This window comes from Clostridium rhizosphaerae, assembly GCF_016765585.1.
GTDB classification, from domain to species: Bacteria; Bacillota; Clostridia; order Clostridiales; family Clostridiaceae; genus Clostridium_AT; species Clostridium_AT rhizosphaerae.
Genome location: NZ_JAESWC010000002.1, coordinates 674,332 through 699,963, shown reverse-complemented (window position 1 = coordinate 699,963; position 25,632 = coordinate 674,332). Strand labels below are relative to the sequence as shown.

25 protein-coding genes are annotated in these 25,632 nt (G+C 32.6%); 21 read left to right on the top strand and 4 right to left on the bottom strand.

What is annotated here, in order from left to right:
• The first annotated feature begins 43 nt into the window (after positions 1–43).
• Together adhE and JK636_RS06565 are read left to right on the top strand one after the other, a co-directional pair.
• The gene (adhE, locus tag JK636_RS06570) at positions 44–2,680 is read left to right on the top strand and encodes a bifunctional acetaldehyde-CoA/alcohol dehydrogenase (protein ID WP_202748037.1); all 2,637 of its coding nucleotides are present in this window, start codon (positions 44–46) and stop codon (positions 2,678–2,680) included.
• 159 nt (positions 2,681–2,839) lie between these two features.
• On the top strand, positions 2,840–3,292 hold the full coding sequence (locus JK636_RS06565) for a CBS domain-containing protein (RefSeq protein WP_202748036.1): 453 nt from the start codon (positions 2,840–2,842) through the stop codon (positions 3,290–3,292).
• A gap of 46 nt (positions 3,293–3,338) precedes the next feature.
• Here JK636_RS06565 and JK636_RS06560 read toward each other — a convergent pair whose 3' ends face one another.
• Positions 3,339–4,622 carry an FAD-dependent oxidoreductase gene (locus JK636_RS06560; RefSeq protein ID WP_202748035.1) on the bottom strand — a complete coding sequence of 428 codons (1,284 nt, stop codon included), beginning with the start codon at positions 4,620–4,622 and terminating at the stop codon, positions 3,339–3,341.
• A 366-nt stretch (positions 4,623–4,988) separates the two neighbouring features.
• Here JK636_RS06560 and JK636_RS06555 point away from each other — a divergent pair, with 366 nt between their 5' ends.
• The 7 genes from JK636_RS06555 (at position 4,989) to JK636_RS06525 (ending at position 10,328) form a co-directional block, all read left to right on the top strand.
• On the top strand, positions 4,989–5,201 hold the full coding sequence (locus tag JK636_RS06555; RefSeq protein ID WP_202748034.1) for a hypothetical protein: 213 nt from the start codon (positions 4,989–4,991) through the stop codon (positions 5,199–5,201).
• A 149-nt stretch (positions 5,202–5,350) separates the two neighbouring features.
• Positions 5,351–6,259, top strand: a complete 909-nt coding sequence (locus JK636_RS06550; protein WP_202748032.1) for a 3'-5' exonuclease — start codon at positions 5,351–5,353, stop codon at positions 6,257–6,259.
• Positions 6,260–6,296: 37 nt separating this feature from the next.
• Positions 6,297–7,787, top strand: coding sequence for a S24 family peptidase (locus JK636_RS06545; RefSeq protein ID WP_202748030.1), 1,491 nt, complete (start codon positions 6,297–6,299; stop codon positions 7,785–7,787).
• A 131-nt stretch (positions 7,788–7,918) separates the two neighbouring features.
• Complete coding sequence (gene murA, locus JK636_RS06540; protein ID WP_202748028.1) at positions 7,919–9,187, top strand: UDP-N-acetylglucosamine 1-carboxyvinyltransferase; 1,269 nt, start codon at positions 7,919–7,921, stop codon at positions 9,185–9,187.
• A gap of 153 nt (positions 9,188–9,340) precedes the next feature.
• Positions 9,341–9,535, top strand: a complete 195-nt coding sequence (locus JK636_RS06535; RefSeq protein ID WP_202748026.1) for an alpha/beta-type small acid-soluble spore protein — start codon at positions 9,341–9,343, stop codon at positions 9,533–9,535.
• 102 nt (positions 9,536–9,637) lie between these two features.
• Positions 9,638–9,910, top strand: a complete 273-nt coding sequence (locus JK636_RS06530; RefSeq protein WP_202748820.1) for a hypothetical protein — start codon at positions 9,638–9,640, stop codon at positions 9,908–9,910.
• An 82-nt stretch (positions 9,911–9,992) separates the two neighbouring features.
• Complete coding sequence (locus tag JK636_RS06525) at positions 9,993–10,328, top strand: spore coat protein (protein WP_021657537.1); 336 nt, start codon at positions 9,993–9,995, stop codon at positions 10,326–10,328.
• Positions 10,329–10,419: 91 nt separating this feature from the next.
• Here the strand turns inward: JK636_RS06525 and JK636_RS06520 are convergent, their stop codons facing one another.
• Positions 10,420–11,331, bottom strand: a complete 912-nt coding sequence (locus JK636_RS06520; RefSeq protein WP_202748024.1) for a DUF445 family protein — start codon at positions 11,329–11,331, stop codon at positions 10,420–10,422.
• 266 nt (positions 11,332–11,597) lie between these two features.
• Between JK636_RS06520 and JK636_RS06515 the strand changes: the two genes are divergently transcribed.
• From JK636_RS06515 to JK636_RS06500, 4 genes are all read left to right on the top strand, one after another.
• Complete coding sequence (locus JK636_RS06515) at positions 11,598–12,374, top strand: hypothetical protein (RefSeq protein WP_202748022.1); 777 nt, start codon at positions 11,598–11,600, stop codon at positions 12,372–12,374.
• Between the two features lie 15 nt (positions 12,375–12,389).
• On the top strand, positions 12,390–13,523 hold the full coding sequence (locus tag JK636_RS06510) for an ATP-binding protein (protein WP_202748020.1): 1,134 nt from the start codon (positions 12,390–12,392) through the stop codon (positions 13,521–13,523).
• An 8-nt stretch (positions 13,524–13,531) separates the two neighbouring features.
• The gene (locus tag JK636_RS06505) at positions 13,532–14,911 is read left to right on the top strand and encodes a vWA domain-containing protein (protein WP_202748019.1); all 1,380 of its coding nucleotides are present in this window, start codon (positions 13,532–13,534) and stop codon (positions 14,909–14,911) included.
• 92 nt (positions 14,912–15,003) lie between these two features.
• Complete coding sequence (locus JK636_RS06500; protein ID WP_202748018.1) at positions 15,004–16,248, top strand: transglutaminase domain-containing protein; 1,245 nt, start codon at positions 15,004–15,006, stop codon at positions 16,246–16,248.
• 55 nt (positions 16,249–16,303) lie between these two features.
• On the opposite strand, the gene JK636_RS06495 is transcribed toward JK636_RS06500, so the two are convergent.
• Entirely contained in the window at positions 16,304–16,495 is a 192-nt protein-coding gene (locus JK636_RS06495) for a hypothetical protein (RefSeq protein WP_202748017.1), read from the bottom strand.
• A gap of 189 nt (positions 16,496–16,684) precedes the next feature.
• Here JK636_RS06495 and JK636_RS06490 point away from each other — a divergent pair, with 189 nt between their 5' ends.
• From JK636_RS06490 to JK636_RS06455, 8 genes are all read left to right on the top strand, one after another.
• Entirely contained in the window at positions 16,685–16,984 is a 300-nt protein-coding gene (locus JK636_RS06490; RefSeq protein ID WP_202748016.1) for an ATP-dependent Clp protease adaptor ClpS, read from the top strand.
• Positions 16,985–16,986: 2 nt separating this feature from the next.
• A complete protein-coding gene (gene clpA, locus JK636_RS06485) occupies positions 16,987–19,233 on the top strand; it encodes an ATP-dependent Clp protease ATP-binding subunit ClpA (protein WP_202748015.1) in 2,247 nt (748 codons plus the stop codon).
• A gap of 26 nt (positions 19,234–19,259) precedes the next feature.
• Entirely contained in the window at positions 19,260–19,889 is a 630-nt protein-coding gene (locus JK636_RS06480; RefSeq protein ID WP_202748014.1) for an SOS response-associated peptidase, read from the top strand.
• Between the two features lie 119 nt (positions 19,890–20,008).
• Positions 20,009–20,803, top strand: coding sequence for a cell wall hydrolase (locus JK636_RS06475; protein ID WP_202748013.1), 795 nt, complete (start codon positions 20,009–20,011; stop codon positions 20,801–20,803).
• 331 nt (positions 20,804–21,134) lie between these two features.
• Positions 21,135–22,076: an ABC transporter ATP-binding protein gene (locus JK636_RS06470; protein WP_202748012.1), complete on the top strand. Its 942-nt coding sequence runs from the start codon at positions 21,135–21,137 to the stop codon at positions 22,074–22,076.
• A gap of 3 nt (positions 22,077–22,079) precedes the next feature.
• Positions 22,080–22,943, top strand: a complete 864-nt coding sequence (locus JK636_RS06465) for an ABC transporter permease (protein ID WP_202748011.1) — start codon at positions 22,080–22,082, stop codon at positions 22,941–22,943.
• A gap of 16 nt (positions 22,944–22,959) precedes the next feature.
• Entirely contained in the window at positions 22,960–24,390 is a 1,431-nt protein-coding gene (locus JK636_RS06460; protein ID WP_202748009.1) for a GldG family protein, read from the top strand.
• Entirely contained in the window at positions 24,387–25,334 is a 948-nt protein-coding gene (locus tag JK636_RS06455) for a DUF4340 domain-containing protein (RefSeq protein ID WP_202748007.1), read from the top strand. The genes JK636_RS06460 and JK636_RS06455 overlap by 4 nt, the downstream gene beginning before the upstream one ends.
• A 33-nt stretch (positions 25,335–25,367) precedes the next feature.
• Here JK636_RS06455 and JK636_RS06450 read toward each other — a convergent pair whose 3' ends face one another.
• Entirely contained in the window at positions 25,368–25,625 is a 258-nt protein-coding gene (locus JK636_RS06450) for a hypothetical protein (RefSeq protein WP_202748006.1), read from the bottom strand.
• Between the last annotated feature and the right edge of the window lie 7 nt (positions 25,626–25,632).

Genomic DNA, 25,632 nt, shown 5'->3' with positions numbered 1-25,632 from the left:
ATACTAATAGAGATTATTATTTTATAATAGCGAGGTGCAGAAAATGAGCGTAACTAATGTTGATGAGTTAATGCAAAAATTAAAAGAAGTGAGAGAGGCTCAAAAAAAATTTGCTTCATATTCACAAGAACAAGTAGATGAAATATTTAGACATGCAGCAATGGCTGCAAATAATGCTAGAATTGAGCTTGCTAAAATAGCCGTTGAAGAAACTGGTATGGGAATAGTTGAGGATAAAGTTATAAAAAATCACTTTGCTGCAGAATACATATACAATCAGTATAAAGATGAAAAAACCTGTGGAGTTATAGAAAGAGATGAATCCTTTGGAATTGAAAAGGTGGCAGAACCTATAGGTGTTGTTGCAGCAGTAATACCAACTACAAATCCTACTTCTACAGCTATATTTAAATCTCTTATAGCGCTTAAAACTAGAAATGCAATAGTGTTTTCTCCTCACCCAAGAGCTAAGAAATCAACTATAGCTGCAGCTAAAATTATTCTTGAAGCTGCAGTAAAAGCTGGTGCACCGGAAGGAATTATAGGATGGATAGATGAACCTTCCCTAGATATGACTCATGTTTTAATGAGTGAATGCGATATAATTCTTGCAACAGGCGGACCGGGACTAGTTAGAGCAGCTTATTCTTCAGGTAGACCTGCAATAGGCGTTGGAGCAGGAAATACTCCAGCTATTATTGATGAAACAGCTCACATTAAAATGGCCGTAAGTTCTATACTTCTTTCAAAAACCTTTGATAATGGTGTTATCTGTGCTTCTGAGCAGTCGATTATAGTACTGGATGAGGTTTATGAAAAGGTAAGAGAAGAGTTTAAGGAAAGAGGAGCCTATATATTAAAAGGTGATGAAATAGATAAGGTCAGAAAAACAATATTAAAGGAAAATGGATCATTAAATGCAGATATAGTTGGTCAGACAGCATATAAAATTGCAAAAATGGCAGGAGTTGAAGTTCCTGAGACGGCTAAGGTGTTGATTGGAGAGGTTGAATTAGTAGAGCTTAAAGAAGCATTTGCCCACGAAAAGCTGTCACCAGTACTTGGAATGTATAGGGCAAAAGATTTCAATCAGGCACTAGACATTGCTATAAAGCTTATAGAACTTGGCGGCTTTGGTCATACTTCAGTTTTATATACTGATCAAGTTAAATCAGTGGATAGAATTGAAAAATTCGGAGCTGTGATGAAAACAGGAAGAACTATAGTTAATATGCCTGCTTCCCAGGGAGCTATTGGAGACATATATAATTTTAAGCTTGCTCCATCTTTAACTCTAGGCTGCGGCTCTTGGGGTGGAAACTCTGTATCAGAAAACGTTGGAGTTAAACATCTTTTAAATATTAAGAGTGTAGCACAGAGGAGGGAAAATATGCTTTGGTTCAGAGTTCCTGAAAAGATTTATTTCAAGTTTGGATGTCTTCCTATTGCACTTAGAGAGCTTGGAGAAATGCATAAAAAGAGAGCCTTTGTAGTAACAGACAGAGTACTGTTTGATTTAGGGTTTGTTGACTTAGTAACAGATGTTTTAGAGGATTTAGGAATTGAATTTAAAATATTTTATGATGTAGAGCCGGATCCAACTTTGGCTACTGCCAGAAAGGGAGCAATTGAAATGGCTATTTTCAAGCCAGATGTAATTGTTGCTTTAGGCGGAGGTTCTCCAATGGATGCTGCAAAGATTATGTGGGTATTATATGAGCATCCAGAAGTTAGATTTGAAGATTTAGCAATGAGATTTATGGATATAAGAAAGAGAGTTTATACTTTCCCTAAGATGGGGGAAAAGGCAATGATGGTATCAATACCAACTTCTGCAGGTACCGGCTCTGAGGTTACTCCTTTTGCAGTTATAACTGATGAAAAAACAGGTGTTAAATACCCTCTTGCTGACTATGAATTGACTCCAGATATGGCAATAGTAGATGCGGAGCTTATGCTTAAAATGCCAAAGAGCTTAACTGCAGCTTCAGGAATTGATGCTCTAACTCATGCTATAGAGGCGTATGTTTCAGTTCTTGCTTCTGAATACAGCAATGGTCTTGCACTAGAAGCTATGAGACTTATATTTAAATATTTGCCGCAGGCATATAATGAAGGTACTACAAATATTAAAGCCAGAGAAAAAATGGCTCATGCATCAACAATTGCAGGAATGGCATTTGCCAATGCTTTCTTAGGTGTATGTCACTCTATGGCACATAAGCTTGGAGCAATGCATCATGTTCCTCATGGAGTTGCCAATGCTCTTCTTATTAATGAAGTTATTAGATTTAATGCAGTAGATAATCCAAGAAAGCAGACTGCTTTTCCTCAGTATAAATATCCAAATGCTAAGTGGAGATATGCTCAAATTGCAGATTATTTAAGATTAGGCGGAAGAAATGAAGATGAAAAGATAGGAAGTTTAATAAAAGCAATCGAAGAGCTTAAAGAAAAGATCAATATACCTAAGACAATAAGAGATGCTGGAGTTTCAGAGCAGAAATTTTATGCTCACTTAGATGAAATGGCTGAGGAAGCTTTTGATGACCAATGTACAGGGGCAAATCCAAGATATCCTTTAATCTGCGAGCTTAAGCAAATGTATATAAATGCCTTTGAGGGTACGCCAGGTAAAATAGGACAATGTGAAGAGGACTCAGAACAAGGCGTTGAGTAAAATTTTTAATGGACAGTTCAGGGTGTAATGAACTGTCCTTAAAATTTATATAAAGTATTTGTAAACTTTAAAATTTATAGGGGCAAAGCTAGCTTAGTTGTGATAAAATAAATAAGGAAGGGATTTATTAATAAAAAGGTATAGGAGAAAGGATACAGTATGAATATAGCATTTTTTCTTACGCCTAAAAGTGAAGTAGTCTATGAGGATACCAAATCTACAATGAGACAAGTTCTCGAAAGAATGGAGTATCATAGATATACAGCAGTTCCTATTATTGATGATAAGGGTAGATATGTAGGAACTATAACTGAAGGTGATTTGCTCTGGAAGCTTAAAAATACCCCGGACATGAACATCAAGGAAACTAGCAATGTTAAGGTTACAGATATTGAGAGAAGAACAATTAATAAGCCAGTATCGATAAATGCCGATATGGAGAGCCTTATAAGCCTTGCAGTTAATCAAAATTTTGTCCCTGTTACGGATGATAATGGGATTTTCATTGGCATAATAAAAAGAAGTGATATTATTAATTACTTCTATAGCTATGTGGCAAATTCTGAGGAGAGTATGTTAAGTAATAGCTATGCGGCTACCTACAGCAAATAAGGATTAGAATATTTAAAAGTGGAGAAATTAAATTCTCCACTTTATTTTAATTTATAAGCTTTTTAGAAAAAATATCTTTTAACTCTAGGTCTTCAATTCTTTGCCGTATTTCTTCGTTATCTAAAGTGTAAAGATTAAGAGACTTCATTCTCTCAAAGTATTCAGCACCTGAAAAAGTATGTCTTACTTTTCTTCCTTCTTTTGTTGAAAGTCTGTAATTAGAATAGTATATAATATCACCAATTGATGTAGTCTCTTTTGGAAGAATTAATAAAGGTAAATTTAAAGAGAATCTTACTGCATTGTGGCCTGCTAAAGAACCGGTACTAATAGCTTCTGTATGACCTATGAAAAAGCCGGCTTTTTCACCTGCACAGAAGAGATTATCAACACCAATAACCTTCATATCATCTGTTCTAGGGGCTGCTGCCAGATATCTTATTGAGTTTCCTCTTCCACCTGAATAAGGATCCATAAATCTTACATTTTCAAGCCCTTTAAGTTTTCTTAGTTTTTCTAAAGGATAAAAAGGAGTCATTAACTTAATATGTCCTGTATCTAAAAGTACAAGGTTTTCAGCAAATTCCTCCAAAGCATATTGCTGGCAAACTTTAAGTTTTAATTTCTCTGTATTTATGTCTTCGGGCGGTATCTTTAGTACTGCAACGCCTTTCTCATCCAATTCCTTTAAAAGCTCTTCAGAAAGGCTGTCTCTAGACACCTCGCAGGAGCCGCTGAAAGCACCGGGAGAACCATCAGCTCTTTCACCAACTATATCCTGTACTCCAGCCTTAGAGCTTATGCTTATTCTCGCGCCAAAGGTAGGACATCTTAATACGCACATAACGCATCCATTGCCGTATTTAGCACAATTGTCCATTGCGCCAGTTGAACCTGTTGTATCTATAAACACATCTCCTGAAACAAGAGTATTGTTAGAAAGTCTAATTGCTTTAATTTTATTGCCTTCCATATCTACATTGGATACCCTAGCTACAAGGTTGACTTCTATTCCAAGACTTAAAATATATCTTCTAACTTCTGGTTCAAGTTTGTTTACATCGCATAAAGTAGCATGCTTATGTTCAGGAAAATCAACATTTTTATGACGCGCATTTTTATCAGTTATGTGTATCAAATCTCCCGCACCTAAGTTAATAAGCTCTTCAGCTGCAGTATATCTTCCATTGTTTCTCATAATTCCGCCAACATTTCCAACACCTAAGAGCAAATCAGATTTTTCATATATTGAAACCTCAGCACCAGCTTTTTTTGCTGTAATAGCAGCAGCGCAGCCAGCCCAGCCTCCACCTATAATAACAACTTTCATATCTTTTCTCCTTTCACTCAAAACACTGGGTAATCTAGAGTGTTTGCTTCACTCACAAATTATCCGCTGAATACTATTTAGGACTTCAACCCTCTATGTCAGAGTACTGGACAGTCTAATCTTCTCGTCTCAAGTATGAAGCCTGTCCGTTAAAGCTCATTTTTGGGTTTTGCCAAAAAATCAATTCGATGTAATACTATATTATGGGAGCTGAAAGCTTTCGGTTACCAATAAAATTATATTTGATAACAATTATTTAGTTAGTCAAATACTTAATAACATTTAAAGTATCATTTAAAATTAAATAATACTTTATAAAGCTGCAAATAATAATAAGGAATAAAAAAAGAAAGGAAGTATACAGCTATGAGCGATAAAAGTCATATATGTCTAAACAAATTAGATAAAGTACCAGCAGGAAAACCTTTTGAATATAAAGATATAGTTAAAGATGATTTTGAGCTTGAAAATCATACTGAGGATGGTAAAGTTTTTAAATCAGAGGTAGAACATGGAATATATGATAATATAAAAATCGAAAAAGATACAGGAAGTCATGTATTATATAGAAAAATATAAAATAAAAGCTGGAGTTCATTCTCTAGCTTTTATTTTTTTGGTATAATAAAGATTGTAATGAAATAATTTAGAGTTTATTAATTATATATAATGTAAGAACTTTATTGAATTATATATAGATTAAATGTTACAGGGTGGGTGGTCAGAAATTGAACTATGTAATAATAGATTTGGAATTTAATAACTTGAGAGATATAACAGAATTCTGCCCAACATTTTACGATGAAAATACAGAGGCATTAGAATATAAATGTCCTAACGAAATTATTGAGATTGGTGCAGTTAAGCTAAATAGAAACATGCAGGAAGTTTATAGGTTTAAAACTTACGTAAAGCCATCAATTTATAAGTTTTTAAATCCAAAGGTTTCTAAAATGACAGGGATTAAAGATGAAGATTTAAATAATGGAATAGCTTTTGAAGAGGCTTTGCAAATGCTGGGAAGTTTTGTTGGAGAAGACTCAATTGTATGCTCCTGGGCTAAGGATGATATTGCAGAACTTATAAGGAATGCTGATTATTATAACTGCAGCTCCATATGGTGGCTTAAGGGGTATATAGATCTTCAGGAATACTGTACAAAGGTTCTTGCAGAAAAGAAATCTTTAGGGCTTAAAAATGCTCTTAATAAGCTTAGAATAAAGGTGTTTGAGCAGGATTTGCATGATGCACTAAATGATGCTTCATATACTGCAGAAGTATTTAAAAGAATTTATAATGATAGAGCAGTAAAAGGTTTTATTGTAAAAGATATAATAAATATGCCTTCGATAATGATAAGAGATTATGAAAATATAAGACTTGAGGAAGAAAAAACTAAACTCAGCTGCCCTAAATGCGGAAATCCTATAGAACTTGAGTATCCTCTTAAACTTTTTAAATGGAGATTTATAGGACTTGGAAGCTGTGAGGAATGTAATAATAAAATATTGCAGAAGGTTGTAATTAAGCAGACATTAGCTGGAGATGAAGTATACATCAATACAAATAGAGTTTTAAATGATAGAGAATACTTGGAACTTATAGATAGATTTAATCATAACAAATTAATAGATTAAATGTAGCTTTTAAAAATAAAAAATACAGGAGGATACTATGAAACTTGATGCAGTACAAAGCAGAATAATTAGAAGCAAGCCTTCAAGTTTTAGTTTGCTTAAAGGTGTAAATGGAACTGGTAAAACAATAACGGCGGTACATAGAACATTTTACCTTAAGAATAATTTTTGCATTTATGATGAAGATAGAATACTAATATTAGCAAAGGACAGTATTAATAGAGATAGCATAAGGCAAATGTATAACAAAATAGAAGATGAGACCAAGATTGAATATAGAACACTTTTTACTAATAATATGGACAAGGTAGATATTTATACATTGGGAGATATTATTAATAGATATTATTTTGAGTACACAAATTCCTCTAAGAAATGCTTTAAAATTATACAAGAAGAAAAGGAAATACTGACTCTATTACAAGAATGTTCTCAGAAGTTAAGAGATAAATATAAGGGCACTAAAATATTAAGGAATGATTACTTGGAATTTTTTAAGGATGAAGTGCTTTGGATTAAAGCCTGTGGATACAGAGACTTAGAGTCTTATCAACAAGCTGATAGGATAGGAAGAAGATATAAAAAGGGAAAGGGGCCTTCAAGGCTCTTAAAAAATTCAAAAGAACGACAGTTTATATTTGAGCTTTTTGAAAGTTATAATAAAAAGCTTCAAAAAAACAGTTTGCTTGATTATCAAGATATAAACAGTATTGCACTTTATCAAACAGGAAAGAGTAAAAATAGTAAATATACGCATATAATTGTGGATGAAGCTCAAGAACTTACAAAGACGGAAATAGATTTTATAAGCAGCCTTCGCTTAGAGAGATCCTATGGAAGTATTACCTTTATAATTAATAAATCAATAGAACCTATTTATTCATCATGGTTTATAAAAGGAAGAAGGCTTAATAATTTAGGCTTAGGAACTGTTAAGAGCCATTTATTATCAAAAGTTTATATCACCGAGGGTGAAGGAGAGAAGCAAATGAATAATGCTCAAAGTTCATTTAATTCCATGGAAAGCTTTAAGTTTATTGATATAAAAAATCATAGAAGTTATGATTTTAAGAGAGACTCAAGTATTATAGATGAAATAATTTTAGAGGAAGGCAATAATGAAGAGAGCATTAAAGCAGAGAGCTTGAAAGCTTTTCCAGTTTACAGTGATATAGCTGCAGGGGAGCCTATTATGATGAATAATGAACTTGAGGCTGAATTTTATCTTCCAGAGTATTTTATACGAGGAGCAAAAGATTGCTTCATACTCAGGGTAAAAGGAGACAGCATGATAGGAGCAAATATATTTGACGGTGATCATGTTGTTATCAGGAGGCAACATATTGCACAAAAGGGAGATATAGTAGCTGTAGATTTAGAAGGAAATGCTACATTAAAAAGGCTTGCATATAATAAAAATATACCTGTGCTTATGCCGGAAAATGATAATTATAGTCCTATTTTTATTCATGACAGAGAAGCCTCTGTTTTGGGAGTTGCTGTAGGGATAATAAAAAGTATTCAATAGCGGAAAGGACTGTGGCAATAATTAGTTACCACAGCCTTTTTTGTGTCGTTTTTTGATTTGAGTACATACTGTGACGCATTATTAAGTTCTATCATATTATAGTAATAAACACTACGAAACAGGAGAAAACGATGAGATATTTAGAGGTGAAATATTCACAGCCGCTTAAAGGTGAAGTTAAAATTCCAGGTTCAAAAAATAGTTCTTTAGCACTTTTGCCTGCCTGTTGTTTAGCAGATGAACCTATCATACTTAAAAACATACCGCACATTCTTGATATTAAGAGAGTATTTGAAATTAGCAAAGATATTGGTCTTGGTATAGCAATAAAAGACGATAATGTTATACTTGATCCAACAAGATTAAAAAATTCAAATATAGATCCGCAGAAGGCTTCTTCCTTTAGGGCATCTTATTATTTTGTGGGAGCTTTACTTTATAAATTCAAAAGGGTTTCTATAGGTTATCCAGGAGGAGATAATTTTGGATATAGGCCAATAGACCAGCATATTAGCGGGCTAAAAGCTCTGGGTGCAAAATTCAATTTTTATACTAATCACTATGTGGTTGAAGCAGACGAACTTAGGGGAGCAGAAATAAGATTTGATAAGCTGACCTTTGGAGGAACGGTAAATGTTATGCTGGCGGCAGTAAGAGCTAAAGGAACTACTGTTTTATATAATGCGGCTAAAGATCCTGAAATTGCTGATCTTGCTAATTTGTTAAACAGCATGGGGGCAAATATTAAAGGTGCTGGAACAGATACTATTCATATAGAAGGTGTTAACAGTCTTAAAAGTTGTATTCATAGTGTGATTCCGGACAGACTTATTGCAGGAGCTTTTTTAATGGCAGCCGGAGCAACGGGAGGAAACATAACTATAAAAAATGTGATTCCAGAGCATCTTGAGTCTTGTATTAATAAACTTCGACAAACTAATTTAAAAATTGATATAAGATCTGACAGCATATGTGGATATGTAAATGACAGATTATTAGGAATTAATGTAGAGGCAGGAATGTATCCAGAGTTTGCTACTGACTTTCAGCAGCCATTAACTGCAATGCTTATACAGGCAAACGGAGTAAGTACTATAATTGATAAGGTATATCCAGGAAGATTTAATCATTGCAGAGAATTAAATAAATTAGGAGCAAAAATAACTATAGAAGATAATAAGGCAATAATTCCAGGCAAGAAATTTTTAGTAGGAGACTGGGTTAAAGCCACAGATGTAAGAGCAGGAATATGTCTTATGCTTGCTGGACTTACTGCTGCTGGAACAACATATATAACAGGTATTGAGCATATAGAAAGAGGTTATGAAAATATTGTACGTGATTTCGCTGCTCTAGGTGCCGATATAGTGCTTTATGACAGTGATGCCAAAAGAAAATAAAAAATTTAGAAAAATTGTAGAAAGAAGCTAATATGTTTAAAACTTACTATGCTTGCCTATATTTTTATAGTTTATTATTCTCAAAAAAGCACAAACTTATATTACAAAGCAACACCAAATAAAAAAATTATAAAATAGAAGGAGGAATTAATTATGGCAAGCAGAAGTAATAGAGTTTTAGTACCACAAGCTAAGGCAGGTTTAGATAGATTTAAGATGGAAGCAGCAAGAGAAGTAGGCGTTGAGCTTAAAGAAGGATACAATGGAGATTTAACTTCAAGAGAAGCTGGATCAGTAGGCGGACAAATGGTTAAGAGAATGGTTGAAGCTTACGAAAAAAATCTATAATCCAACATATACTTGAAGGTTAGGATTAAATTCCATATTATAAGTAAAGAGCTGAAACCTACGGGTTTCGGCTCTTTTTTTAAAGAATAAGGAGGTTGAGAAATGAATAGTCAGATAGCTCCTCATGAAATTTTAGAGCTTCATGAACTTTTAAACTCAAATATTTTAGCTTCTAAGAAATTAAATGCAACAGTTTCTATGGTACAGGATGAAAATTTAAAGGCTATTATTCAAAATTCTTTAAATAATAAAAAGGCACGAATACAAGAACTTCAAAATTTTGTTAATACACAAGTTAATTTGCAGACTAATAACCAGAATAATAATCAAAATAATAACCAAAGCGGTGGTGGAAATAACTCTCAAAATCAATAGAGTATAAATATACTTACAGATTAATTATTAAGTGGTCCGTGATAATACGAATTGTCATTTGGTTTTGAAAGGAGGAATAAATATGTCATGGTTAAACAATTTCTTATCAGAAGATGAAAATAATAATAACAATAATAACAATAAAAATAGTTTTCTTCCTGATAAAGAATTAGCTTTAGATATGATTACTAGTTCAAAAAATGACATAACAATGCTCAGTAAGGCAGTAACAGAAGCCGCCAATCCTCAGCTGAGACAAATACTTACCAATCAGCTAAATACAAGTATCAGCGAGCATTTTGCACTCTCAGATATGGCAATGCAAAAGGGATGGTATAATGCTTTTGCAAGTCCTGGTCAGCAGATTAAGCAGGATATGCAGGAGGCTTCCCAAATACTCCAGCAGCAAAACAAATAAATATGTAAATATTTATATATTTATATAACTTTGCAGCATAAAAGACTTTTAAAAATAATAATCCAAAAGTCTTTTATGCTGCAGAAATATATTAAATTAATTCAATCAGTGGTTTACGTAGCAGCTCATCAATTAAATTGTTTGAAATAATGGATATTATTTCTTTAAAACTGTCACTAGCTGTTATAGATGTATAGTAACTACTCATAAATGTTGTAACTAAATTGTTCAAGTCATTATTTAGCTTATCAGTATTTCTTTTTAAATTTGATAATTGAAACATTAATTTGTCATCGATAAGATTCATAGACATATCAATAAAGTTATTAGATAAAATATTTTGAATAGCACCTTCTGTAATCGAATTTATTAATGCCTTTCTTCCCTCAGTTGGAAAGCTTGAAGAAAAGTCGGAAATTTTCTTTTTAGTCAAGGTGTCGATCTGAGAATTAATCATATTAATAACTTCCATTACATTTGATGGATTTTCAAGATAACTATTAATAGAATCTTTAAGCTTAGTATAAATATTTGAAGTATTTATGAATCTAGATACCATAGGATTGATGCCATTTAACACATTGTTTAACTCTAAGCGTATCTTTTTATCTATACTTTCACTATTTAAAAAATCCTTAAGAGAAGATATAATGTCATCCTTATGATTATAGATGTAAACCTTAAGACTATTTAAAGCAGCAGCAGGAATTATTGTATCCAAAGTTCGATTAGAATTTTCTAAGTCCGTTATGTTATTATCTATAAATTTATATATTCCATCTTTGAAATTCTTTGTTTTTATAAGTTCAGTTATATTTTTTTTTATTCTGGACTTTATAGTTATATAAATATCTGTATGAATTAAATCTTCACTCTTGAATAATATTATATTTTTTATCTCATTGATTAGAAGGGTTCTTATATTCTGCTTAAAATCTTCTTGATTAATTATGTCAATTATATAGTCATTCACGTGAATTTTTAGATCATTAACCTTTTCCATTATATATACACTCCTTATAAATCATGGACTTCTATACAAGTATACTATATTGTTTATTACATTAGTATACAAAATTTTATCAAGTTGTTTCATAATAGATAATATATACAATGCATTAATGTATTAGAACTTTCGCATTGTATATATTAAAATTCTAAAAAATTAATTGAATAAAATTTATTTTACATATTTCGTTTTTGTAAAAGTGTACTATAATATAATTAATAATAATTATTAGTTATACAAATATTCGAGGTGATTGGCATATGGATAATAATAAAATTCTGCAAATAATTGAAAGAGATCCAAGCTATATAAAGATGATAGAAAATCCAACAGAAGAAATGCTTAAAATTGCGGTTAATAAGAATGGCACAATGATAAAATATTTTAATAATCCATCTTTAAGTGTAAAATGGGAGGCATTAAAATCAAATGTCTGGGCGATTGAGTATATTGATGAACCTGAAGAAGAGATGTGTCTTTATGCTATTGAAAAAGCATGGAATGCAATCAGATTTATAAAAAATCCATCTGAAGCGGTTCTTGAGAAAGCCGTAGCCATAAAAGGATGGGCTATACAATATATTGGTAATCCTTCAGAAAAAATTCAGTCTATAGCTGTAAACAAGGATTGGGATTCTATACAGTATATTAAGAATCCTTCGGAAGAAATTCAGCTTCTTGCAGTTTCAAAATATTTTGCTGCAATCAAATATATTAACAATCCAAGTTTAACCGTACAAAGAGCAGCGATACTAAAAAATGCCGAAGCGGTTTTATATATAAAAAATATCAATGAAGAAGCGAAATCACTTTTTATTAATGATAATATAGATGTTGTAAAATATATTAAAAATTTTGATTTAAATATAGTTCAGAAAATATTAAAAGAAAAACTTAAGGACGAAGCTTTAGATAAAGATTATATTATTAAGTTTATTAACTGCGATTCTCTTCCTATAAATAAAGTTAAATTTATTTATAACTATGGGAGCAGAGAAGCAAAAAAAATACTGGTAGACTATAAATTAGGCTTTTAAGAAAGGATTTTATTTATGAATTTTACAGATGCGTTAATGACAACAGAACTTGTATTAGAGAGTGGAGCTGTTCCGCTATTAATTGGAGAGAGCGGCATAGGAAAAACAGCATTAATAAAAAAGCTGTGCAGCAAAAAAGAATATTATAGTATAGTTATAGACGGAAATATGCTTAAGGAAGGGGAGATAGGTGGTCTTCCAACAGTAGAAGAATACAGAGTTTACATAGATGGAAAAGAAGAGAGAAGAAAAAGAACAGTATATGCTGTTCATACAAAGCTTCAGGAGATAGATAAGGCTTTGAGTGAAAAGCCTGAAATGACTATACTTCTTTTTATAGATGAAATAAACCGCTGTGAGCATACTGTTCAGCAGGAGCTTATGAACATAATTTTAAATAGAGAAATAAATGGATATAGACTGCCTGAAAATGTATTTGTGGCAGCAGCTATGAACCCTTCAAATAAGTACGAAAAATATTCCGGAAGTGATTATCAAGTTGTAGATATGGATCCTGCTCAGGAAGACCGCTTTGTATGGATTGAGCTTGAAGCTGAGGTTAAGACATGGCTTGCTTGGGGTGTAGAGGAAGGGAATATACAAAGGGATGTACTTGAGTTTATTTCATCCTTTCCTGAATATCTTCATACACCTTATTCAAATGAGATGGTAAAAGCAACTCCGAGGAGCTGGGAAAGAGTGTCAAATTCCTATAAGGTGTACCTCAAAAAAAAGGATAGGTTTCCTTCTAAAATACTTTTAAATATTATAAGAGGAAATGTTGGAGGAAGCATTGCACAGGAATTTTATAATTTTATTGAAAACAGCAAAAATCCATTAATTACTCCTGAGGATATATTTAATGAAACTTTAATCAGTGAAGAAATGAAGGCTAGAGTGAAGAGGGAAAGTCATTCAAGGCTATATATGGCAGCGAAAAATATACTTCATTATATAAAAGATAGTGAAGATAAAAAAGATAAAGTAAGAATATTTTCAGAGTTTATTCAAAACTATCCTCAGGACTTAAAGATTGGTATTATGAGAGAGATTAAGGAAGGCTATGAAGAGAGTATCTATAAGGATTTTTTAGATGACGATTCCTTTATAGAAGGCTTTTTTCAAATTTATAATGAAGTAGAGGGTTAGGTAACTTTATGGAAGCAAGCAAGTTTCAACAATTAAAGGACGAACTATTTGTATATATTTCTAATGTAAATTATGAGAACGAGCTTACAGAGGAATTCAGGCAGAAATTTTACAGGCTCATTGAGTTGTGCACATTTTCTATGATGAGTAGCGGCGATAATTTTTTTGCTCAATTTCTAATTCAATTAAAACGAGAAATGAAGCTTGATTTACCTTCTGCTTTAGGAACAAGAATGACAAAAGAGGGATTTGTGATGTATTTTAATCCTGCTGTATTCTTAAACTGTTCTTTGCTTGAAATGCAGGCTCTCATAAAGCATGAGATATATCACATAATGAGCGGTCATCATATAAGACAAAGAGCACTTAGGTATAAATACAGCAGCCTGGCTGTAAGCTTAGCTATGGATATATCCATAAATCAATACATAGTTAACCTGCCTTTATGGATGGACAATATAGATAGTGTAAGAAATTCCTATAATGTGGATTTAAAAGATGAGTTAACAATGGAGCAGTATGCAGATAAAATTCAAGAAGCTATTGATAAGCTTAAAAAGGATGCAAATAAAAATGATGAAAGTGATAAACTGGATTTTGAGGAGGGCTATATTAAAAGAGAGCATGATGAAGAGACAGTTCATGATTTTTGGAATATAAATGTTGATTTTGATGAACAAGCAATAAAAGAAACAGTTAAAAAGCTCGCTGAAAACGCATCTAAAGGAAAGCTGCCTGAAAGCATAGAGCAGCTTTATAGAGAATTAAATAGAAAATCAGAGGTTACCTGGAAGGATTATTTAAAAAGACTTTTGGGTACACTTCCTGCAGGTTATAAAAAAACAATAACAAGAAGAGATAGAAGGCAGCCTGAGCGTTTAGACTTAAGAGGTAAGTTGTCAAGACATATTGCTGAGATTGCTGTTGCTATAGATATAAGCGGAAGTGTAACTGACAAAGAAATTGAAGAAATAATGAGTGAAGTATTTTCAATAGTTAGAAATTATCCTTCTGATATAACAATTATTGAATGTGACAGTGATATTAGAAGGGTTTATAAAGCTAGTAACATAAAACAGATAAAAAAGAAGGTCAATACCAGAGGAAACACAAAATTCACTCCAGTTTTTGAGTATTTAGCTAAGAACAGGCTAAGAAATCATGTGCTTATATATTTTACTGATGGTTTAGGAGAAGAAGAACTTGGAATTACCCCCGTTCATAAAAATACAATTTGGGTTTTAACAGAAAAGGGTGAGGAACTTTCACTTAAAAAATCCTATGGAGTTGTTAAAAAACTTTCAAATGTAAAGGTGAAAGAAAAAGAATACGAATACGCTCCAAATGCTATTAAGGAGTATAGAATGCTTGAATGGTCCAGCTTTTAAATATTATATAATTGTTAAATATCATGTAAAATATTGTCGATAAATCTGTCTTGTAGTATTATTAGATTATTATTATAAGGGAGATGGGTTTTATGAATAGATTTAAAAAGAGCATTATTATATTATTATCTGTCTCAATGCTGTGGGGATGTGCAGCAAAACCTTCAGGCAGCATATCAGCAAAAGGAAATGATGTAAACATAGACAGCAGCAAGCAGCAAACAAATGTTGTGCAGCAAGCTGTAAAAAAGGAAGAAAACAATAAGGTTAGTACTGCGTCTAACAACACTCAAAGCAGCAGTCAAAAGACATCAGGCAGTACTTCATCAAATAATAAGACAAGCACTCTTCCTAAAAGCAATAATACACCAAAGAAAATTGTAGCAGAAGCTCCTAAAGTTAATCCGCCAGCAAAGCCTCAGGTAGTAAATACTGTAGAAAAGGTTCAAATACCTGTGCCTCCACCAGCTCAATCCAGTAATCAGCAAACTAATACAGAGGGGCAGGGACAGCAGACTCAGACAGCTGCACAAAACCAAGCAAGCAGTGTATCAAGTATACCTGGACTTCCTGCAATCAATTATGAAGTTAGCAGCTACAATGATTATTATAAGACAGTATATAACTCTTTGAAAAATTTTGAAAGCAGCGTTTACATTAAAGTTAATAACTATGACAGCAATATATTCAACCTTAATGTAATTGACAGCTTAATGATAGATAATTATGACATTGATTATGGGCTTACATCTGTTAAGGCCAGAATATATTCCATGGGTAATATAAACGTATTAAACATTCAATTTCAATACAAATTCAGTAAGGACAAGCTTCTATCCATGAGAGATACTTCTGAATCTAAAGCTAAGCAGATAATATCAGAGATAATAAAGCCGGGAATGAGCGATTTAGATAAAGAGAAAGCCATTCATGATTATATTGTTTCACACACATCCTATGACTATAACGACTATATAAATGGAACACTTCCGGGAACTGTGTTTAATGATTATGGAGTATTTATTAATGGCAGCGCAGTCTGCGAAGGTTATTCAAAAGCTATGCTTAAGCTTATGAGAATGGCCGGCCTTGAGGCTAAATCTGTTACAGGCTATGGAATAGATGGAGGAAACAAAATACCACATGCATGGAACATGGTTAAAATAAACGGAGTGTACACACTGGTTGATGCTACCTGGGATGATCCAGTGCCGGATGAAAAAGGCAAAGTTTACTATAATTATTTTGATGTGTCAGATAGTCAATTATCTAAAGACCACCAATGGGATACAAGCAAATACCCAAGAGCATCTGCCATACAGGTTAGCGCACAATAATATAATAGATTACTAATAGAAAAGGTACAAGCTTACTATTGCTGTACCTTTTCTATTAGTCAAATTTGCTTCTGGCCACTATTTCGCGCTCAAAGCTTTCTACTGCATTTCGAACTTCATTTCCAGCCTGCCTGGAGGTTATTCTGCCTTTATCCTCGGACTCTGCTGATGTATTTGTAGTTTGAGGCCTGTAATTGATAGAGTTTACATTATTAGAGTTAATTTTAAGTTCCTCTTTTGGCTTCACCTTAATCACCTCAATTTATTAAAGCTGTATTTTATTTTTAGCAGAGGGAAGAATTTTATACTATATTTTCACTAGTCTCGAACTAAAGTGAAAAATATAAGGTATTACTAGCTTTTAGCAATATTTTGTGATAAATTCAATTATAAAGTCAACAATATAAAAGTATATATTATATATGGAGTTGTTAATATGGGAGAAAAGACTTTAGTTAAGGAAGAACAAAAGGTAAAAGTTAATAGACCTAAGCTGTATAAGGTTATTATGCACAATGATGATTATACTACTATGGAGTTTGTTATAGAAATATTAAGGGATATATTTAGCAAATCAGTACCTGAAGCTACTATGATAATGCTTGATGTACATAAAAAAGGTTCTGGAATAGCGGGAGTTTATCCTTACGATATTGCTGTTACCAAAATCACTCAAGTGCATAATGAAGCAAACCAAAAAGGTTTTCCATTAAAATTAAGCTTGAAAGAGGAATAAATATGGATATTGACAGACTTTTAAACGAAATTTTTATGGCTGCATACAACGAAGCAAAAGCTGATAAACACCAGTACATAACTCCGGAGCATATTTTATATGCAGCATTATTTTTTGATGAAAGTAAAGAAATAGTTGAAAGCTGCGGAGCAAATATTGATGAACTAAAAAAAGATATTAAAAATTACTTAGACGCGTACGTAGATAAAATTGATAATAAGGAACCAGTGCAAACACTAGGAGTAGACAGCATTTTGTCGTCTGCAGCAAGCCATGTGCTTTCAAGTGGAAAGAAAGTAATATCTTTTGGTGATATTTTAGTTGCGATATATGATGAAGAGGAAGGCTTTGGGAGCTTCTTTTTAAAAGAACAAGGAATAACAAGGCTTGATATATTAAATTACATTACTCATGGTGTATCAAAAATCGATATTAGAAGAAATTTATCTGAAGGTATAAGCAAAATTGAGACGGAAGATGATACAAAAGAAAATAATGATAGAAGCATTTTAAATAATTTTGCTGTTGAACTTACTGAAAAGGCTTTAAAGGGGGAACTGGATCCCTTAATTGGACGAGAAGAAATACTTGAAAGAACTCTTCAGGTATTGTGCAGGAGGCTTAAAAACAATCCTGTTCACGTAGGAGATCCGGGAGTAGGAAAGACTGCAATAACTGAGGGAATAGCTCAGCTTATTGTTTCTGGAAAAGTGCCTAAAGCATTAAAAAACTATAAGATATATTCAATAGATATGGCGGGAATGCTTGCTGGTACAAAATATAGAGGGGATTTTGAAGAAAGAATAAAAAAGGTGCTTAATAAAATTGTCAAAGAAGAAAACGCAATAGTTTTTATTGATGAAATACATACTGTAATAGGAGCAGGAGCGATTTCTGGAGGCTCAATGGATGCGTCAAACATATTAAAACCTTTTCTTGACAGGGGGAAGCTTAGAGTTATTGGTTCTACTACCTACGAAGAATATAAGAAGGTATTTGAAAAGGACCGAGCTCTTTCTAGAAGATTCCAGAAGATTGAAATTCCTGAAACATCTGTAGAGGATACTGTTAAGATACTTGAAGGATTGAAAGAAAAGTATGAAAGTTATCATAAGGTTCAGTATACTGAAAGAGCAATTAAGTTAGCGGTAGAGCTTTCAGCAAAGTATATACAAGACAGGCATTTGCCTGATAAAGCGATTGATGTTATTGATGAAGCCGGAGCTTATGCTGGACTTCATTTTAGTGAAGGAGAAGAAACTAATATAATAGATGAAAAATTAATAGAAAAAATTGTTTCTCTTATGGGTAAGATTCCAGCAGAAAGTGTTTCTGTAAATGAAGTAGATAAGCTAAGAACCATTGAAGGAAGACTCAAGGATGTAATATATGGACAGGATAACGCAGTTGATACTGTTGTTAGAGCAATAAAACGTTCAAGAGCTGGTTTTAATGAAGGGGAAAAACCTATTGCCAGTCTTTTATTTGTAGGCCCTACCGGAGTTGGAAAAACTGAATTATCAAAGCAGACAGCTGAACATTTAGGTGTGCCACTGATTAGGTTTGATATGAGTGAATATCAGGAAAAACATACTGTAGCTAGATTAGTTGGTGCTCCTCCAGGTTATGTAGGCTATGAAGAAGGAGGACTTTTAACAGATGCAATTAGAAAAACACCTCATTGTGTACTTCTTCTTGATGAAATTGAAAAGGTGCATCCTGATGTTTTAAATGTTCTGCTTCAGATTATGGATTACGCTACACTCACAGATAATACTGGAAAGAAAGCTGATTTTAAAAATGTAATTTTAATAATGACTTCAAATGCTGGAGCAAAAGAAGTAGGAAAAAGTATGATAGGTTTTGGAGATCGGATACTTGAGGAAGAAGCTATAAATAAAGAAGTAGAAAGAGTATTTTCACCGGAATTTAGAAACAGACTTGATGATATAGTTGTATTTAATAAAATGGATGAATGTATGGCGATATCAATTGCTAAAAAAGCAGTGAGAAAATTTGAGGATAAGCTTAAAAATAAAAATATAAGCTTAAAGGTAACAGATAGGTGCTATAAATGGATTGCTGATAAGGGGCTTTTATCTCATTATGGAGCGCGGGAAATAAATAGAGTTGTTCAGCAGGAAGTTAAGCCTTATTTTGTTGATGAGGTACTTTTCGGACAGCTGTCTTCCGGAGGAAATGCATTAATTGATATAATAGACGGAAAGATAAATATCACAAAAGTTTAAATATCCTTAGAAAAGGGGAATTTACTATGTGCGGACGTTTTTATATAGAAAGTGATATAGATGATATTATAAGCAGCTTTAATATTATAAAAGTAAATAATACAGCACAAATTAAGGGTGAAGTCTTTCCAGGTACAAATATCCCGGTGGTATTAAAGAATAAATTTAAGGAATTAGCTTCTTTAAGATGGGGATTTAAAATTAAGGGACTCGGCAGAGAAGTAATAAATGCACGTATTGAAACAGTAAGTGAGAAACCAGCATTTAAAAAGGCCTTTGAAAGCAAAAGATGTATTATTCCTGCAAACGCATTTTTTGAATGGGAAACTATAGAAAAGAGCAAGATAAAATATAAGATTTCAATTAATAATAGTAATCTTTTTTCTATGGCAGGGCTTTATGAAACCTTTATTGACAATCATGGTAATCCCTATACAGGAGTTGTTATATTAACTCGTCCTGCGAATGAAGCAATGAGCAGGCTGCATCATAGAATGCCTGTTTTTATAAGCAAGGACGAAGAGGAAATATGGCTTACAAAAGATTCGTATTCTGTAGAAGTGCTGCAAAAAAAGCTTCAGGAAAGTGATTGGTTTGATCTTAGAATTGAACCAGCAGAAGGAACAAGACAACTATCAATATATGATATGATATGAGGCCTGGGTAATTTAAATATCCAGGTCTTTCCCATATTGGATATATGTTTGGGTTGTTTACATTTTCATATGCAATTATAATGAAAGCAGACAAGCCTAACAATGAAAGGAATTTGCATATGAAAATGGATAAAAAGACTAGACTGATATTGGCGGTAACACTAATAACTGCAGCAGGTGCTTTAACAGCCATGACATATGGCATACAAAAAGGTAAACATACAAGCAAAATTAACTTATATACATATTCCATTAATGATGATGCTTTAAAAAATGAAGCTGTTGAGATGACAAATAGTATAAGAACTTCTGAGAGCTATACAACAGCTAATAATGATCAAAGTGATAAGTTAGTTGTTATAAAAGATGAAGTGAAAAACATAGAAAATAAGGACAAGGAATATTCAAGAGGTGGGACTGGATTAAGCGAGGCTAAGCCTAAGACAGCTGCTCAGCAAAAACCACAAGTAAAAACACCATTAAAGCAGCAAACAAAAGTTCAGTCAAAGCCGGCATCTAATTCAACCGCTGCAAGTGTTGCTGCTGCAGGTGACGAGAAGGACTTATTTGCAAGGCTTGTATCTGCAGAATCTGCAGGAGAATCCTTTGAAGGACAGTTAGCTGTTGCAACAGTTATAATGAACAGAGTTAAAAGCCCCAACTATTCAAATTCTATTACCGGAGTAATAATGGACAAGTCCTGGGGATATCAATTTACGCCTGTTCTTGATGGCAGGATAAATCAACCTGCCACTGCAAGTGCTAAAAAAGCAGTAGATATGGTACTAAGCGGTTATAGAAGCTTTGGTACTGAAATTATGTTCTTCATAAATCCAAAGAAGGCTGAAAGCACATATGTTGTAAAAAATAAAACCTACTTTAAATCAATAGGAAACCATGATTTTTATTACTAAACAAAAGCTTCTGCATTGAATTTTGCAGAAGCTTTTGTTTTTTATTTATTAAAGTTTACAAAATAGTAATAAAATATAAAAAATAACTTTACTTTTGCCTGGATTATAAACTTTTTAATATAAAAGAATTGTGATAAAATGATTTTTGTTAATTTATACTAAAAGGAATTTTACTGGAAATAATTTTAAAGGATACAAGGAAGCTAAAGCTCTGAATAAGCTTTAACTAATGACTTGCATGTGAAGGAGAAAGCAGTAAGTCACAAGTTGACCTAAGAAAAAGGAGTCATTTTAAAATGATTCCGTTATGATGAGAATAGGAGGGAACAAATTGATAGAAATTAAAAACCTATCGAAAAGATATGGAAGCAATGAAGTGCTTAGAGGAATCAATCTTAGTATTAATAAAGGAGAAATTCTTGGCTTCTTAGGGCCAAATGGTGCTGGAAAATCTACGACTATGAATATTATAACCGGATATATAGGCGCCAGTGAGGGGACAGCGACAATAGATGGCATAGATATTTTAAAAGAGCCTAAAAAAGCTAAAAAGAAAATAGGGTATCTACCAGAAATACCTCCACTGTATTTAGATATGACTGTGGAGGAATATCTTAAATTTGCATGTAAGATTAAAAACATTGATGCAAAAAATTTAAAAGAAACAGTAGATAAGGTTTGTAATATAGTAAAAGTAAGCCAGCATAGAAATAGGCTTATAAAAAATCTTTCAAAAGGATATAAGCAAAGGGTAGGGCTTGCCCAAGCAATAATTGGTACTCCTGAGGTTCTTATACTGGATGAGCCAACAGTAGGGCTTGATCCTAAGGAGATTATAGAAATTAGAAATCTTATAAAGGAAGTTGGTAAAAACCATACTGTTATTTTAAGTTCTCATATTCTTTCAGAGGTAAGTGCTGTCTGTGATAGAGTAGTTATTATCAACAAAGGTGAAATAGTTGCCAGCGGTACGCCTGAAGAACTTTCTAAAAAATTAAGCTATAGCAGTAAAATTTTAATAAGAGTTAAAAAAGATTCTAAAGAAGTCTTAAATCTTTTGAAGGATTTAAACAGTGTAGATAAGATACATATTCAAGGAGAGGTAGAAAAGGGTACCTCAGATATTATAATAGAAGCAAAGCAAGACAAAGATATAAGAGAGGAATTGTTTTGGAAACTCTGTAAAGCAGAAGTGCCAGTGCTTTTAATGAAACCTGTTGATTTGTCTTTAGAAGAAGTATTTCTTCAGGTTACTACACAGGAGGAGGTTTAGTATATGCTTGCTATACTTGGTAAAGAACTAAGGTCTTATTTTTATTCTGCTACTGGTTATGTGTTTATGGGAATATTCCTTCTGATATGCGGAATATTTTTTGCTAATTACAATCTTTTGGCAGCGAGTACAGCCTATAGCAATGTACTTTCAAGTATTATATTTTTATTTTTAATATTAGTACCCATACTTACTATGAAGCTCTTAGCTGAGGAAAGAAATCAGAAGACGGATCAGCTGCTTCTTACTTCACCGTTAAGTGTTGGTGAGATAGTGATAGGAAAGTATTTGGCTTCTGTTGTGTTATTTTTTATTACTTTAGCAGTAACCTTTTTATATCCCTTGATTTTAAGTCAGTATGGAACCTTGCCCACGGGAGAAATCGTAACTGCTTATATAGGTTTTGCGCTAATGGGTGCAAGCTTTATAGCTGTAGGTTTGTTTGTTTCTTCTTTAACTGAAAATCAAGTTATTGCAGCAGTTTCATCCTTTGGGATGCTACTCCTTATATGGATATTAGACTGGATTCAGAAGGGACTACCTACTGGCAGGAACTCGGGAATAGTTTTTGCTGCCATATTAGTATTAGCGTTAGCTTCATTAATTTATATGTCTACAAAAAATATAATAGTTACTGCTGCTGAAATTATATTAGGTGCTGCAGTTATGCTGATTATATTCTTTAAAAATTCTACTTTGTATGAAGGCTTTCTGCCAAAGTTTTTTGAATGGTTTTCTTTAATTAAGAGATTTGATAATTTCAGCATTGGAATTTTAGATGTAAGCTCTATTATATTTTATCTTACATTTTCAATAGCATTTGTGTATTTATCAATACTTATGATGGAAAAAAGAAGATGGAGCTAAGGAAGGTGAAATGAACATGAAAAAATTTGATATTGGCAAGTCCTTTAAAAATAACAGATTTAAATACGGAGGATACTCTGCACTTGCTGCAATATTAGTTTTAGCTGTATTAGTAGCAGTAAACCTGGTAGCTTCAAAACTTGATATTAAAAAGGATTTATCTAAGGACAAAATATATTCTATTACCGATCAAAGCGTAAACATAGTTAAAAACTTAAAAAGTGACGTTAAAATATATGCATTTTTTGAAACAGGAAATGAAGATCCAAATGTGAAGATGGTCCTCGATAAATACGAGTCTGCTTCCAAAAAAGTTTCTGTGCAATATCGAGATCCAATAAAACAACCTCAGCTTGCTAAAAAATATAGTACAAGTGATAAAACTGTTGGTGCAGGTTCTATAGTAGTAGAAAGTGGAAGTAAATTTAAGACAGTTGACTACAATGATTTGTACAATTATTCTAGTAACCAATATGGACAGACAGATATTAATTCTTTTGCTGCAGAACAGCAAATTACTAATGCAATAATTTATGTTACCTCAGGAACTCAGCACACTTTGTATACTTTAACGGGACATCAGGAAAAACAACTTGATGAAGATATAAAGAAACAGCTGGATGTAGAAAACTACCAAGTTAAAGATATCAATTTATTGCAGGGAAATGCTCAGTTAGTCAAAGATAATCTTCTTGTGGTAAATGCCCCTTTAAAGGACATATCAAAAGAGGAAGCAGATAAAATAAAAAGCTTTTTAGCCAGCGGAGGACGTGCAGCATTTTTTGTTGATATAACAAAAGAAGTTCTTCCAAACTTTCAAAGTGTTTTATCAGCTTATGGAGTAAAACCTCAAAATGCCTTGGTTGTAGAAGGTCAGGCAGATATGATTGCAAACAGCGCTATTGAGCTGCTTCCTTCAATACAGAGCCATGACATTGTTAATGCAATAAAGTCTAATAAGACTCCACTTTATATGCCGGTAATGCAGGGGATAGAAAATCTAAAACTAAATAAGGATTCTCTTAAAATTGAACCACTTTTGAGTTCCTCAAGCAATTCTTGGGCTAAGACTAATTTGAATTCTACTAAAATGTCAAAAGAAACTGGAGATCTTAATGGACCGTTTAATATTGCAGTTGCAATTACAGATGAGGATAAAACTTCAGGTAATACTGCAAAGCTTATTGTGGTAGGCGGCTCCACATTTATGAATTCTAATATAAATTCAGCGACGAGCGGTACCAATTTAGATTTTGTAATGAATTCCTTCAACTGGCTTCAGGATAAAAAAGATTCTATAACAATAAGACCTAAAAACTTTGAGACTTCAAGTTTGATGATAAATGAGCTTCAGAAGCTTGCATGGTCTGGTGTTGTTGTAATTTTAATTCCTCTTGTTATTGCAATTTTAGGAGTTACTGTATGGTTTAGGAGGAGGCACAGATGAGAAAGCTTTGGAGCATAATCGCTTTAGCAATCATGTTGGCAGCTTTAATTGGCGCATATGCATATCTAACTAAACATCCCCAGGATAAGAATGGAGCAGATAAAAAGTCTGAAAATAAGATTGATTTGTTGAAACTTGATCAGAGTAAAATTAATATAATTAATATTATGAATGAAAAGGGAAATATCATACTTGAAAAAAAGTCTTCAAAATGGATAATTAGCCAAAAGGAAAACATAAAGCTTGATGATCAGTTTGTAGGAAATATTGTAGAGGACTTCACCAATTTAAGTGCTGACAGGCTTGTAGATAAGGATTCAAAGGACTTGGAGCAGTATGGTCTTAAGACTCCAAAAGTAGTTGCAACAGCTTATATGGAAGATGGAAGTTCAAAGACTATAAATTTGGGGAATGAAACTTCAGATAATTCAAGATATTATATTATGATTAAGGATGATCCTAATGTTTATGCTGTCTCAAGTTCTGCAGGCTTAAGCCTTAATTATAGTTTAAATGATATCAGGGATAGAAACATATCTTCATTAAATAATTCTGATATTAAATATCTTAAGTTTGTAAATGCAAATAGTACAATTATTGAAATAAAAGCAAATGATAAAAATGAATTGGTTATAACTACTCCGAATACTAATAACAAAAAGGTTGACGACAATAATTTTCAAGATTTCTTAAGCACAGTAACAGGGATGAAGATAAAAGATTTTATTGAAGATAATAATAAATCATTATCAAAATATGGATTGGATAAACCAAGCTCAGAACTTCTGATTAAAGATAGCAAAAATGAACTGCATATATATTTTGGAAAAGATTTAAGCGAAGGGAGTATAGCTTTCAAACTTTCTGGAAATCCAGAAATCTACAGTATTGATAAATCAGTTATAGAATCATTAACTTCTAAAGCGTTAAATTGTCTGAAATAAATAAATTCCGAGGCACAATGCCTCGGATTATTTTTAGCTTGTAAAAGCTTGAAGAACAACGAAATCTTCTCCTTCTCCTTGAGCTCGTTCTTCTGCTTCCTGAATCGTTATTCCATTTATAACAATATTATCTTCCATAGTATTAATTTCAGTCAAACTTTTTACAATTGTCTCATCATCCTGACCTCTTTTTCTCATATCTTGAATCTGGTCATAGGTATTCTTGCTTATCTGCTTAACTGCACAATTACTTTGATCAAACATCAATACAACGCTGTAGTGTTTTTTCATTATTTAA

Coding starts and splice junctions, on each gene's coding strand:
- adhE (WP_202748037.1), top strand. CDS start 44: ATGAGCGTAACTAATGTTGATGAGTTAATGCAAAAATTAAAAGAAGTG.
- JK636_RS06565 (WP_202748036.1), top strand. CDS start 2,840: ATGAATATAGCATTTTTTCTTACGCCTAAAAGTGAAGTAGTCTATGAG.
- JK636_RS06560 (WP_202748035.1), bottom strand. CDS start 4,622: ATGAAAGTTGTTATTATAGGTGGAGGCTGGGCTGGCTGCGCTGCTGCT.
- JK636_RS06555 (WP_202748034.1), top strand. CDS start 4,989: ATGAGCGATAAAAGTCATATATGTCTAAACAAATTAGATAAAGTACCA.
- JK636_RS06545 (WP_202748030.1), top strand. CDS start 6,297: ATGAAACTTGATGCAGTACAAAGCAGAATAATTAGAAGCAAGCCTTCA.
- murA (WP_202748028.1), top strand. CDS start 7,919: ATGAGATATTTAGAGGTGAAATATTCACAGCCGCTTAAAGGTGAAGTT.
- JK636_RS06535 (WP_202748026.1), top strand. CDS start 9,341: ATGGCAAGCAGAAGTAATAGAGTTTTAGTACCACAAGCTAAGGCAGGT.
- JK636_RS06530 (WP_202748820.1), top strand. CDS start 9,638: ATGAATAGTCAGATAGCTCCTCATGAAATTTTAGAGCTTCATGAACTT.
- JK636_RS06525 (WP_021657537.1), top strand. CDS start 9,993: ATGTCATGGTTAAACAATTTCTTATCAGAAGATGAAAATAATAATAAC.
- JK636_RS06520 (WP_202748024.1), bottom strand. CDS start 11,331: ATGGAAAAGGTTAATGATCTAAAAATTCACGTGAATGACTATATAATT.
- JK636_RS06515 (WP_202748022.1), top strand. CDS start 11,598: ATGGATAATAATAAAATTCTGCAAATAATTGAAAGAGATCCAAGCTAT.
- JK636_RS06510 (WP_202748020.1), top strand. CDS start 12,390: ATGAATTTTACAGATGCGTTAATGACAACAGAACTTGTATTAGAGAGT.
- JK636_RS06505 (WP_202748019.1), top strand. CDS start 13,532: ATGGAAGCAAGCAAGTTTCAACAATTAAAGGACGAACTATTTGTATAT.
- JK636_RS06500 (WP_202748018.1), top strand. CDS start 15,004: ATGAATAGATTTAAAAAGAGCATTATTATATTATTATCTGTCTCAATG.
- JK636_RS06490 (WP_202748016.1), top strand. CDS start 16,685: ATGGGAGAAAAGACTTTAGTTAAGGAAGAACAAAAGGTAAAAGTTAAT.
- clpA (WP_202748015.1), top strand. CDS start 16,987: ATGGATATTGACAGACTTTTAAACGAAATTTTTATGGCTGCATACAAC.
- JK636_RS06480 (WP_202748014.1), top strand. CDS start 19,260: ATGTGCGGACGTTTTTATATAGAAAGTGATATAGATGATATTATAAGC.
- JK636_RS06475 (WP_202748013.1), top strand. CDS start 20,009: ATGAAAATGGATAAAAAGACTAGACTGATATTGGCGGTAACACTAATA.
- JK636_RS06465 (WP_202748011.1), top strand. CDS start 22,080: ATGCTTGCTATACTTGGTAAAGAACTAAGGTCTTATTTTTATTCTGCT.
- JK636_RS06460 (WP_202748009.1), top strand. CDS start 22,960: ATGAAAAAATTTGATATTGGCAAGTCCTTTAAAAATAACAGATTTAAA.
- JK636_RS06455 (WP_202748007.1), top strand. CDS start 24,387: ATGAGAAAGCTTTGGAGCATAATCGCTTTAGCAATCATGTTGGCAGCT.
- JK636_RS06450 (WP_202748006.1), bottom strand. CDS start 25,625: ATGAAAAAACACTACAGCGTTGTATTGATGTTTGATCAAAGTAATTGT.